Here is a 12,212-nt window from a genome sequence, read left to right as displayed (position 1 = left end):
GCTGTGATAACAAAAAGGCGCCGCGGCGCCTTTTTTGTTGTGCTGCGCTAGCTGCCCAGCATCTGCTTCACCAGCTCGACGCAGCGCAGGAAGCGTGTGTCGTAGTCATCCTCTTTGACGTGCACATATTCAATGTGATTTTCACGCAGCATGGTGACCAGCATCGACTGGAACTCGCGGCGATCCATCGAACTGCCGAGGCTGCGCAGGCCGTCGGCCACCCACGGCACGTTATTTTCCAGCAGAATCACCAGGTCAAAGCGGTACTCATCGATCAGCGCCTGCACGAACGGGTGCTCGCGCCCTTCATACTTAAGGCAGAACGCCTGAGTAGTGATGAAGTCCGTGTCAATAAACGCCACTTTGTTGGCGTATTTGACGGCAAAATCGATGTACTGCGCCTGGCCGAGCGCGATTTTATCGTAGTCGGAGTATTGCAGCGCCATCTCGTCGCCGCCGAGGTGCGAAAAGACATAGTCGCGGCCATACTCCCACGCGCTGGTGGTGTTAAAGATGTTGGCCAGCTTGTTGACCAGCGTCGATTTGCCGCTCGATTCACCGCCGAGCACCGCCACGGTGCGCACGAAGAACGGCTTCACTTCAGTCGGGATGTACTCCCAGTAGCGGAACGGATCCTGACGAATCTGGCTGCCGCTGATGTTCATAAACGATCGATGCGGATCGATCACCACTGCCGGAATGCCCAGATGCTGCTGATACATCGGCGCATCCGGTTCTTCGCTGGTATAAACGCAGTCGGGCTCAATCCCCTGCTCCGCGAGGAAGGTTTTCACGCCAGCGCTCCACACATCCCAGCCGTGCGGATAGGGCTCGATGCCCTCTTCGTTGAACGAATGGATACGGATGTTTTTCTGGTACTTGAAGGTCTGCAGCAGCCAGCGCAGACGATCGCTGATGGTGGGCTGCTGCGACATGGCGCTGTTCTCAAACAGCTGGCGATCGCGCGGATCGTCATGGCCCATGATGATGTGCAGCTCATCGACCTGGCTACAGGCGCGCTGGATCAGGTAGATGTGACCGGTGTGCAGCGGATAGAACTTCCCGAACACCACGCCCACGGTTTTGTCGCGGCGCGGGAATTCCAGTCCGAGAAAACGGTGCAGCGCTTCCAGCTTCTGCGCGCTCGGGCTTTTGATTTTGGCATTCAGCAACTGGCTCAGATAGCCTTTGGTCATCCCGCTGGCATCAGCCACCTGCTGTAATGTGTGTCCCTGCTGGCGAATCGCGGTTTTCAGATAGTCAAACGATGACATGTAGTGCCTCCTGCATGGAATTAGAGGGATGGTGCGCGCGGGCCCTCACCCCGGCCCTCTCCCGCCCGCGGGAGAGGGGGAAAATCCTGAACAGAGCGGTTAACAACAGATCGGTACCGTACTTCCCGCCCCTGCGAACGGTTCCCTCTCCCGCCCAGCGGGAGAGGGTTAGGGTGAGGGCAAAGATAAAGGCAAAGGTTGAGCACAGGCCACACCACAAGCCACCCCTCCCTCAACAACCCGCCTTACAGCTCGTCCAGAATCGCCAGCGCGTCCGCCAGCTTCTTCGCGCTATACACCTTCATACCGTCAATGGCCTTCTTCGGCGCATTCCCTGCCGGCACAATGGCGCGCTTAAAGCCGTGCTTGGCCGCTTCGGAAATGCGCTCCTGGCCGCTCGGCACCGGACGAATCTCCCCGGCCAGCCCGACTTCGCCAAAAATCACCAGATCCTGCGGCAGCGGGCGATCGCGCAGGCTCGACACCATCGCCAGCAGCAGCGCCAGGTCTGCACTGGTCTCGGTGACTTTGACGCCGCCGACCACGTTCACAAATACATCCTGATCGGCCATCTGCAGGCCGCCGTGGCGGTGCAGCACCGCCAGCAGAATCGCCAGACGGTTCTGCTCCAGCCCAACCGCCACGCGGCGCGGATTGCCCATCATCGAATGGTCCACCAGCGCCTGAATCTCAACCAGCAGCGGGCGCGTGCCCTCCCAGACCACCATCACCGAACTGCCGGAGGTGATCTCATCGCCGCGTGACAAAAAGATAGCAGACGGGTTACTGACTTCGCGCATGCCCTGCTCGGTCATGGCAAAGACGCCCAGCTCATTCACCGCGCCAAAGCGGTTTTTGTGGCTGCGCAGCGTGCGGAAGCGCGAATCGGCATCGCCGTCCAGCAGTACCGAACAGTCGATACAGTGCTCCAGCACCTTCGGTCCGGCCAGCGAGCCATCTTTGGTGACGTGGCCGACCATGATGATCGCCACGCCGCGCGTCTTGGCGAAGCGCGTCAGGTAAGCGGCAGTTTCCCGCACCTGCGCCACGCTGCCCGGCGATGACTGGATCTCCGCCATGTGCATCACCTGGATCGAGTCGATCACCATCAGCTTCGGCTGCTCCTGCTCGGCGATCAGGCAGATCTGCTCAATGCTGGTTTCCGACAGCATATTGAGGTTTTCCGTCGGTAATCCCAGACGATGGGCGCGCATCGCTACCTGTTGCAGCGACTCTTCGCCGGTGACGTACAGGGTTTTCATCCCTTCCGCCAGCTTACACATCACCTGCAACAGCAGTGTTGATTTACCGGCACCAGGGTTACCGCCAATCAGTATCGCGCTGCCTGGCACCACGCCACCGCCCAGCACGCGGTCAAACTCTTTAAAACTGGTCGAGAAACGCGGCAGCGCTTCCAGACTGATCTCCGACAGCTTCTGCACCCGGCTGGTGCCGGCGCTGCCGGCATAGCCGCTCAGGCGCTCATTGCGCGCGGCCGCAGGCGAGGCGGCAATGCGCACCTCGGTAATGGTATTCCAGGCGTGACAGGCGCTGCATTGCCCCTGCCAGCGCGGATAGTCAGCGCCGCATTCGTTACAGACGAAGGCGCGTTTTGCCGCTTTGGCCAAATCAAATCCTCAGTTAACGCTCTTCGTGAATCAGGCTGCCGGTGAGAATGCAGAACACTCCCATCAGGTCAGCGTGGCGGATAATCACTTCCGTCTGCTCATTCACTTTGGGTTTAGCATGATAGGCGATACCCAGCGCCGCGGTTTTAATCATCGGCAGATCGTTAGCACCATCGCCAATCGCCACGGTTTGTTCCGGTGCGATGTCAAAGCGCTGGGCCAGACTGTTCAGGGTATCGGCTTTAAATTGCGCGTCGACGATTTGCCCCAGCACTTCACCGGTCAGCTTACCGTCACGCATTTCCAGTTCGTTGGCTACCGCAGCGGCCAGATGCAGCGTCTGCCGCAGGTGATCGGCATAGAAGGTGAACCCGCCCGAGGCAATCGCCACCTGCCAGCCCAGCGCCTGCAACTTGTGCACCAGCGTGGTCAGGCCCGGCATCAGCGGCAGCGTGTCGCGCACCTGCTTCATGATGTTGGCGTCAGCGCCGGCCAGCTTCGCCACGCGCTCGCGCAGGCTGGCTTTAAAATCCAGCTCGCCGCGCATCGCGCGCTCCGTCACTTCCGCCACCTGCTCGCCACAGCCCGCCAGTTTGGCGATCTCATCGATGCACTCGATCTGGATGGCGGTGGAATCCATGTCCATTACCAGCAGCCCTGGCGTTTTCAGATGGGGGATTTTGCCAAGCGGCGCCACATCAAAGCCAGCCTCATGTGCCAGCTTGCTGGCACGCGGCGTCAGCGAGCCCGCCAGCCGGATTACCTGATACTCATCGACATTCCACGCGCTGACGATCACCATCGCCGCGCCCAGCTGATGCTGATAATCAGTCAGTTTTTGTTTATCGAGCCCGCGCCCATACAGTAACCAGCCAGTCCGACCGGCACGGTAATCCAGCGGCATCACTTCATCACCGCTCAGGGAAAGGGGTAAACCCGGCCAAAGAGAGACATCGGCGGGCAGATCGCACCAGGTAAGACGATTTGGCATTACAGCTCCTGTAGGGACAACAAAACCACGCAAGAGGCTACCTTGTCTGCGCGGGTTCTGGCAACATAATTGCCAGCCTTTCTGCTGTTACGTCACACGGGTTTCTGATGGTCAAAACCGCACTGAAATTTCGCCTGCATCGCACGGTGATCGTTCTTATCTCGCTGGCGCTGTTAGTGGTGCTGATGCAGGGCGCGTCATGGTTTAGTCTTGGCCATCAGATGGCCCGTTCCGAGCAGGTCGAGGAGCTGGCGCACACGCTGACGCGCCAGGTGGCGTTCAGCCTGAAACCGCTCATGGATAACAGCGACGATAACCGCACGCAGATTGAAGCCATCCTGAATCAGATGACGGATAACAGCCGCGTGCTGGACGCTTCGGTCTATGCCGACGACGGTAGCCTGGTGGCCCACAGCGGTGAGAGTATTAATGTGCGCGACCGCCTGGCGCTCGACGGTAAACGTGCTGGTAGTTATTTCAATCATCAGATTGTCCAGCCGCTGGAAGGGAAAGAGGGTCCGCAGGGTTTTCTGCGTATCACGCTGGATACCCATGTGCTGGTGACGGAATCGCGTCAGGTGGATAACACCACCAATATTCTGCGCCTGATGATGCTGCTGGCGCTGGCGATCGGCATTATCCTGACCCGCACCCTGCTGCGCGACCGCCGCACCCGCTGGCAGCAATCCCCGTTCCTGCTGACGGCCAGCAGAACGGTGAAAGAGGATAAAGAGGAAGAGACGGCGGCGGAGAGTGTGGAGACAGAGAGGAAAGAGGGTTGAGGCAGATAGCTCTCTATAGAAGCACGTCGCAGATTAATATTGCCGGGAGGTGGCTGGCTGGGATGGGATACAGAGTGACGGTGAAGGTTGGACAGGACAGCCTGATCCTGACGACTGGCAGCTAAAGAGAAAAAGCCGGAAGGATCGTTAAGATTGCGTCCGGCTACTATTATGGGACCTTAATTTTAATCGCTATTGCACTATCTACGACATCATCAAGCAGCATTTCTTCTTTCTGGGAGAAATTAGCATATTGAGACATAGCTCTGCATGTTGATAGTGTTTCAACTATTTCAAGAGAAAAATCATCACCATACTTAATTATTTCATTATAACGAATAGTGAAAAAAATCGCTGACTCAATTTTACCATTCGCATTAAGCTCAACTATTATTTTTTCGAGCGATCTCATTAATTCATTTAAAGCATTCACCAGGGAACCCTCATAGTTTTAACAACCCATGTTCTGGGGAGATTTGAAACCACAGCTTGATATCCTAAGCCAGGATATCCAGCGCCCTGAGCAGCTGCAGAACCTTCACTTCGGGGCCTTAAGTTCTAATAGATTAATTATGATTACTCTCCAGTCATGACGGATTGTTAGTTTTTGGCATAATAGGGAAATTTATTATCACAATAACAACTGTGACGACTATTTTGCAATCATCTTATGACATCAGCGCTAAAATATCACGCTGAGTATAATAATCTTTAAATTTCCATTAATAGATCGAATTGTTAAAACTATTTTCTTTTCGTAGCGTTTATTTGATAAAATCCGCGAATCGATCCAGCTTTAATAATCAGGCATACAGGTTTTAATGTTTAAACCACCGGTTAGATCTAACTGATCATCTACTACTCTTAAAATTTATGGAGAGTTGTAGCACTATCCTTACCCGAAAAGATATAGCAATGTATCGACATAAGGATAGTTTGAATTAAATTTTATGCTAACACTCTGATAATTATGGACCTTCCCAATATTTATTGTTTTCAGTAGCTCTCTCCAAATCGTCCATATCATCCTCTCCAGGCTCACGGTCAAATTTACCTCCAATCATTCCTCTCATCTTCGATAACAATGTAGTAATATCATTGTCATCAATGAAATTGGTAGTTTCTCGCTCATACGCTCTTCGCTTCTCCTCATTGATTTTTGATTCGTTATAATAATAATGAGCTATATTGTTTAATGACACCAATATATAATCAACCTCCTTATATAAATCAATTGCCTCAGCCTCTGTTAAATAGATTTTCTTTTTAATGTGCGACACTATCATTTCCTTTAATCATTATGTAATCATTAATTTAAATATCACAATTAACAGTTAATTCATCATTATGACACCGTTGATTTAGAATTCATCCCGACTCGAGGTTGGGCATTTATTTCAATAAAATACCGTTTGGATAATTCACCTGAACACTAAAGCCCCCTGTAAAAATCATTTATCAATGATTGAAAAAAACGCACTAAAACATAGCTAACAAAAATAGCAATCAATTAATAAAGAATATAATCATTACCACTTAATTAAATAAAGATCACCATAAAACATTAAGACCACAAATCAGCCTCGTCAACAAAATGGCATTATGTTACATTTTTCCCATATTTATAACACCACCCCATTCACAAGAGTTTTATTAGATTGATTAATAGTATCTTGCGTTATTATTTATACTCACCACTAATCATCCAGAAAGTTTTGGATAAACAAGTCAATAATAAACTTTCAAATACATCTACCATCATAATTTTACCAATCCATTACTGCCACCAATAAAAACATTGAACGATTCGTTTTTCGCGCAATAATGCAGAAACTTTTCACATTCTTTATATTTTTCATTAAGAGCAATACATCCAAACCCAACATCATCGTGGGGATAAATGGCCACATTTAAATTCAGATTAATATAAAAACAAACCTGACCAACAACTCCAGCATGGCACATCATCAATCTTGATAATCCCCTGAAGTCATTACTGTTATTACTTAGACTGAGTGAAAAAGCCGGCAAACAAGAATCACCATAAAGATAACTTTCAAAATCGTCAGTCATTGGTGAAAGTAATTTTTTATCTTTCATCTCCTCATATAAAGCCTGATAATTATCAATCGTTACTCTATCACCCTCTCTTTCATCATTAAATGAAAGAGCTGTAATAACAATTACACCTTCATCCTCTTTACCAAAAAAACCCTCGAATAAAGAAATAGCCTCGTCAATTAGAGGGTATGAAAAGGAATCTTTTTTTTCAAAAAAACCGACCCAACTTTTGGACAATCTAAATCCAGAGAAATTAATTTCATTTAGTGAGAGGCTACTTATCGATTTTAATGATCTTTCCATCACTCATACCTATAGTTATTTTATGCCTTGGCTTTGGTTCCGCTTTACCTATACCAACTTTCCATTCGCCTTGTTTATCACTATGCGATGTATTACTTTTACTCCATATTTCATTTGTATGATTATTCTTATAATCCCCACCTTTTACTTTAACAAAATCTTCAGGATGTGATGATGGAGTCCTTACTATATCGCCTATTTCAGCACTGTTTACTTTTTTCTTAGGATTATCTAAGTGGCATTTTGAAAGACCCAGGGGATCAATCCATGCCAGCGGGTTCGGCGCATACTGATAAAGATAAAGCCCACCCGCCAGCCCTATCGGGTCCTAACTGATTAACCGGCCAACATCCCAACCATATTAGCGGAAACGGTAGTAATAATACCCCGTATCCTGTCCCCGATTGCGTGGCTTACGTTGCAGCGAGTCTGCCTGGTATTGCCAAGACAATCCAGCAGTGACTTAATAAAAATCACAGTTTTAGATTAAATTTCTCACCATGACTTCATCAAATCTATATTATCAACCGCACAAATATCAACATTATATTTTCTCACAACATCCAAAAACCGCTCAACCACTTCATCTGAAAAAATCATTATGCTTTTACCGGCTTCAGGCATGTAACCATTCACAATAAAAAAAGGAATGTGATTATTTATCAAGTGAAAAATGACTTTGTCTGGGATTTTACATTCGCTATCCATACTTAACAACATAGGTTTTTTAACCTCAATTTCATTCAACCCCCTTCTCTTCCTTAATTCATTTTTCTTAACAGCCATTGAATAACTTTCAATTTCGTTACCTAAGGGATTTCCATCTGAGGAAACATACAACCCATTCCTATAAACGTTATTAACGTTAATTAAGTTTCTTTCAATAACATCATAAAAAAGAAAATCACTTATGAAATCATTAATGATTTTTTTAGCGATAGAGGAGTCAAAACCATAAGGCCCATAAAAACCCTCATCAATATCATATTGATAGCAGAAACAGGTTGTAATTTTATCAAACTCCTTCGAAAACAACCTTTTCCAGTCTGGTACTGGGAATTTTATTATCCTTTCATTCTTCACCATGTAAATACAACCTCTTTACCCTTAGAGTTCACTGAATGCACATAACCTGAATCATGATGTTTGGTATATTAGGTAAACCCGCACCTGGATGACCAGCTGAATGTTTGAACTATTTATTTGGACCATACTTTTATTCTCGGCCCAGCTTTGTGGCACCTTTAGATTTCATCATTGACCAATTTTTATCCTGACTGGTTGCATTCAGTTCATCTATTTTTCCGCCTATTGAATTCCCTGGGACTTGAGAATATTGTTTAGCCAGATTTATAGCCTCGCGTCGATTCTTTATTTTCTATAACATTCTATTTACTCAACCCCAATGGGCCAATCCAGTTAAGCGGACTCGGCGCATGAGAGGAGAGGTTTAACCCGCCGTTTAGCCCTATCGGATCTTAATACGTTATACGACTAAGTTTAGATCTTGGTGGAAACTTCTCTGGTAGTTAACTGAATTTTTATTTATCTGGTTATAAAATAGCACATTATTTTTTTACAATCATAAATAAATAATCAAAAAACGCCAATTTAAAACGCAAGGCAATAATATCCATAATTAATCATGCACTAATCATTACACTAACCTAATAGCCTCGGATACTTTCAATTTAAGCACTTCGATATTACTTGCTGAATCACTAAATATTGGCGCCCCCCAATCATAATCTTTAATTAGGGAAACAAAAAAACTCCCCCGAATGTTAAATGATGGTCTCCATCCAATATCTAAAAGAAACCCACCTGGAAACTCAACCTGGAGCATATCTTCTTTTAAGTCTTCTAAGAAATTCTCCAATGGTTTTTTTTCATCAATATGAAAGTCATCAAATGTCACAATTCCGCCCTTAGTTGTGAAATCCATATTAATCATTTTGTAAGCCTCATAAATTCATTTTCAGATATAGGGTGCCCATGAATTGTCCCCCCACTTTCTTCAACCCTTAACCATCGACTTTCTTTGCCCTCACTGGCTACAATAATTTCCCCATGTCTTTCACTTTCCAAGGTTTTCCATTACTCACCGACTCACCATTTTTATAAACTGATCTTTCAAGTGATTCTATGTCAGTCCCAGGTTTATATTTTGCTGGGCCTGACTTTGTCGATTTAATAACATCTTTCCAGGTTGAATTTTTGGGGGCCACATGCTTATAGCCGTGAGGAGCCCAGTTAGGTTCATTTACATCAGAGCATTTGCGTTGTAACCCCAGCGGGTCGATCCAGTTCAGCGGGTTCGGCGCATACTGATAAAGATTCAGCCCACCCGCCAGCCCTATCGGGTCTTAGAATGTTATTCGGCTAAATTATGAATCATAGTGCTAGTTTCGTTCCTAGTTCACTGAAACTTTTAGACTAAAACTCATAAAACTGACCTCTCTTTGAAGCCAATATAAAACACCAGCAAGTCGAGACTCTTCATAATCATTACAGACGTAGAGAAAAAAATAATAATTTCTTTATTTTCTTTCAACACTGGACTGTTTTGCGATGATTATATCTGTGATTTGATTACTTCAGCAAAATTAAAATTATCCACATCCAAAACTGACATCATATTTAGCCAATAATGTCTCCAGTATTAAAAATGAATATCTATATAGTTCATCATTGTCACTTCCAATTTATACAGCCATATATCATTTTGCTTTAGATACTTCTTAATTTACGCACCAATCAATAATTCTTTTTTTAATTAACTCCAAAGAAGAGACATTAGCAACTATAACATGGATGGAAGAACCATCTACTTGGTTATCAAACTCGGTAATTGAAACAGTATCTTCATCTAAAACAACCTTAATGACATCGCCATTATTTTTCTTTCTCGCTGAAAATATAGGATCACCATCCATGAACGGCGTTCCATTTGAAAAGGTGGTATTGTAATATGGGCAGTCCACTGTGTTTCCATTGTTTACAATGCTTAAAAAGAAATTTCGCAATGAAGACTCCAGTTCCAAATATTCATTCACATTAACAAGGTAATTATTAAACATATTCACTCCAAAAATTCTTTCCCAGAAATAATTTCAATATCTACGCGTTCATGCTTAGTGTCTTTTACCATAAATGTTTTACTTACAGGTGCATCAGCTCCCCCACATTTACTAGCATTAGTTATGAATTTTTCTGCCTTTTGGAATGCCTCGTTTCTTAGCGTTAAATCACGTTTTTTAACTTTCCCTTAAGCTCCATCATCATTTTCTTAGCATCATCTGCCGTAAGGGGGGGGTCTTGGCTCCATGAAACAGATTCTTCAAGGGACAAGCCTTGTGCCTGGATTCGTCCTCAATGTGCTACCGCCAGGCTGCTCACCACAACCACTAAGTGAGGTAGTTATGATGGCTGGAACGCATTCTAAGTCAGGCACCGCCGCAGATAAAGCGGCAAAGACAGAACGGCAGTATGTTGTGGGATACCGCCCGCACAGAGGAGACGGAGCACGCCGCAGGTAAACCTTGCCGGGAAGTGGCTGGCTGAGATGGGGTTTGAGGTGGGTCAGAAGGTGACGGTGGAACAGGGCTGCCTGATCCTGACGGCGGGCAGCTAAAGTAAAAAAGCCGGAAGGATCATTCAGATAGCTTCCGACTTCGTTTTTATAACTGGATAGGTTTATAGTCCAGTATTTTGTCAGCTATTTCCTCAGCACTAAGATCTTCCTGGAAGATATAATTTGCAGCCTGAGGATCTGCAACGCTTCTACAAAGAAAGTCAATATCATTATCCGCTTCTTCTTCTGTGCCTTCACCACGCTGGATTTTTTCAATTAACTCTATAAGTTCTTTTCTTTGCATATTCAGCCTCAAAAATGATAAGCCCGATCCAATACTAAACTTGATAAAATGTTAATCAATTATCCGCCGGATAAGCCCCAAAGCTATCAATACAACTAACGCTATCGGATAGTTAAACAGCATGATCCAAGCACATATAAAGAAAGGCCAGGTGTTCTCTACTAATAAATCAGTGCAAAATACTATTTATCTGACTATGAAGGATGCGTCAAAAATAGAGTTGCCGGTTCAGTACTGGCGACAGGCAATGAATTTCAGTTCATTGAATAATGTAGACCCATGAGCGCTAACCTTTAAGCATTGGGCTGTTATAAATAATTACTTACAGGCTCTAATCACAATCAATGGCTGCAATAACTAATTCCTAACACCGAAATCAATATAACCTTCAGAAGTGATAGCTAAGCACCATTTTGCACTTTCGTCAAAAAAATAGTGATGCTGAGGAATATTGTGAATCACATAAACCACAAACTCAAGGAAAATCTTCGGATCCAGAGAAACCGCAAAATCAAGTGAGGAATCATTGATATAGTAAATTTTATCCTTTTTGTTTAAGAATTCATATAAGCCACTATCTTTTATGAACTCTTTAACATCAAAATCAACCTGCATGGAATCAAATTTAATTGGCCGTACAACATGTCTTAATAAAGAATCCCAATCAATTTTTGAACCTTTCCATTGAAAAGCTTCAGAAAGAATATCCGCAACAGGCTCCCATTCATTAATAATTATTGGCCTTGGAGAAAAGCCATCCATATCTGATAACACATCCTGTTCTAAAGTCACTTTGCTCTCCATAATTTTGATGGCAAGTCAAATAATCTCTGCAGTCTTTTCACCGATGACTCCGTAGCTTCAAATAGATAATGCTCACCTTTTTCTTTACCGCTGAATACATTTATATGAGCGCCACTACGCTCATCATATTCTATTCTGAATCCGGTTTTACCATCTGAAGTCGTCATTCCTACAGGCTTGCCTCTGGTAGATCCAAACTTCCCTGTGTTAACTTTTTCAGCCTTGAAGCCTCTTTCTTCAAGCCACTTTAGTGCTTTGTTTCTGGCTTGCTCAAACTATCCTTACACTTAGTCAACCCCAGCGGGTCGATCCAGTTCAGCGAGATCAGCGCATGCTGATAAAGATTCAGCCCACCCGCCAACCCTATCGGGTCCTGACTGATGAACCGCCCCGCATACAGAACATGGCAGCTTAAAAGAAAAAGCCGGAGGGAATGTTGAGATCGCCTCCATTTTTTTAGTCCATTAAGAAGTCATCATTTTCAAGATAAC

Annotated in this window: 13 protein-coding genes and 2 pseudogenes; 2 read left to right on the top strand and 13 right to left on the bottom strand. The window is 45.5% G+C overall.

The features are described from left to right. Positions 1–47 precede the first annotated feature (47 nt). The 3 genes from nadR to serB all read right to left on the bottom strand — a co-directional run bounded on the left by nadR (position 48) and on the right by serB (position 3,893). Positions 48–1,274, bottom strand: a complete 1,227-nt coding sequence (nadR, locus tag C1N60_RS03595) for a multifunctional transcriptional regulator/nicotinamide-nucleotide adenylyltransferase/ribosylnicotinamide kinase NadR (RefSeq protein WP_010618490.1) — start codon at positions 1,272–1,274, stop codon at positions 48–50. A gap of 245 nt (positions 1,275–1,519) precedes the next feature. Then, positions 1,520–2,902, bottom strand: a complete 1,383-nt coding sequence (gene radA, locus C1N60_RS03590; protein WP_021506810.1) for a DNA repair protein RadA — start codon at positions 2,900–2,902, stop codon at positions 1,520–1,522. 13 nt (positions 2,903–2,915) lie between these two features. Then, positions 2,916–3,893, bottom strand: a complete 978-nt coding sequence (gene serB / locus C1N60_RS03585) for a phosphoserine phosphatase (RefSeq protein ID WP_058780963.1) — start codon at positions 3,891–3,893, stop codon at positions 2,916–2,918. A gap of 107 nt (positions 3,894–4,000) precedes the next feature. Here serB and C1N60_RS03580 point away from each other — a divergent pair, with 107 nt between their 5' ends. Beyond that, a complete protein-coding gene (locus C1N60_RS03580) occupies positions 4,001–4,675 on the top strand; it encodes a YtjB family periplasmic protein (RefSeq protein ID WP_021506808.1) in 675 nt (224 codons plus the stop codon). 169 nt (positions 4,676–4,844) lie between these two features. Here C1N60_RS03580 and C1N60_RS03575 read toward each other — a convergent pair whose 3' ends face one another. The 7 genes and pseudogenes from C1N60_RS03575 to C1N60_RS03545 form a co-directional block, all read right to left on the bottom strand. Next, positions 4,845–5,108: a hypothetical protein gene (locus tag C1N60_RS03575; RefSeq protein ID WP_146068797.1), complete on the bottom strand. Its 264-nt coding sequence runs from the start codon at positions 5,106–5,108 to the stop codon at positions 4,845–4,847. 535 nt (positions 5,109–5,643) lie between these two features. Further along, entirely contained in the window at positions 5,644–5,955 is a 312-nt protein-coding gene (locus C1N60_RS03570) for a hypothetical protein (protein ID WP_394521408.1), read from the bottom strand. 478 nt (positions 5,956–6,433) lie between these two features. After that, positions 6,434–7,039: a hypothetical protein gene (locus C1N60_RS03565; RefSeq protein WP_159377903.1), complete on the bottom strand. Its 606-nt coding sequence runs from the start codon at positions 7,037–7,039 to the stop codon at positions 6,434–6,436. Positions 7,040–7,534: 495 nt separating this feature from the next. Continuing rightward, positions 7,535–8,125: a hypothetical protein gene (locus C1N60_RS03560; protein WP_058776205.1), complete on the bottom strand. Its 591-nt coding sequence runs from the start codon at positions 8,123–8,125 to the stop codon at positions 7,535–7,537. 571 nt (positions 8,126–8,696) lie between these two features. Then, positions 8,697–8,993 carry a hypothetical protein gene (locus C1N60_RS03555; RefSeq protein ID WP_236569468.1) on the bottom strand — a complete coding sequence of 99 codons (297 nt, stop codon included), beginning with the start codon at positions 8,991–8,993 and terminating at the stop codon, positions 8,697–8,699. 325 nt (positions 8,994–9,318) lie between these two features. Beyond that, positions 9,319–9,405, bottom strand: a pseudogene (locus C1N60_RS03550) (RHS repeat-associated core domain-containing protein); the annotation flags it as partial. Between the two features lie 375 nt (positions 9,406–9,780). Further along, entirely contained in the window at positions 9,781–10,119 is a 339-nt protein-coding gene (locus C1N60_RS03545) for a hypothetical protein (protein WP_159377904.1), read from the bottom strand. Between the two features lie 485 nt (positions 10,120–10,604). Here C1N60_RS03545 and C1N60_RS03540 point away from each other — a divergent pair, with 485 nt between their 5' ends. Then, the gene (locus C1N60_RS03540; RefSeq protein WP_236569477.1) at positions 10,605–10,673 is read left to right on the top strand and encodes a type I toxin-antitoxin system SymE family toxin; all 69 of its coding nucleotides are present in this window, start codon (positions 10,605–10,607) and stop codon (positions 10,671–10,673) included. Positions 10,674–10,719: 46 nt separating this feature from the next. Here C1N60_RS03540 and C1N60_RS03535 read toward each other — a convergent pair whose 3' ends face one another. From C1N60_RS03535 to C1N60_RS03525, 3 genes and pseudogenes are all read right to left on the bottom strand, one after another. Continuing rightward, a complete protein-coding gene (locus C1N60_RS03535) occupies positions 10,720–10,917 on the bottom strand; it encodes a hypothetical protein (protein ID WP_159377905.1) in 198 nt (65 codons plus the stop codon). Between the two features lie 357 nt (positions 10,918–11,274). Continuing rightward, on the bottom strand, positions 11,275–11,709 hold the full coding sequence (locus tag C1N60_RS03530; RefSeq protein WP_236569469.1) for a type IV secretion protein Rhs: 435 nt from the start codon (positions 11,707–11,709) through the stop codon (positions 11,275–11,277). Between the two features lie 295 nt (positions 11,710–12,004). Next, positions 12,005–12,115: pseudogene (locus tag C1N60_RS03525) on the bottom strand (RHS repeat-associated core domain-containing protein); the annotation flags it as partial. Positions 12,116–12,212: the final 97 nt, after the last annotated feature.

Source organism: Pantoea sp. SGAir0184, assembly GCF_043544755.1.
This window is presented reverse-complemented; position numbering and strand designations above follow the sequence as displayed.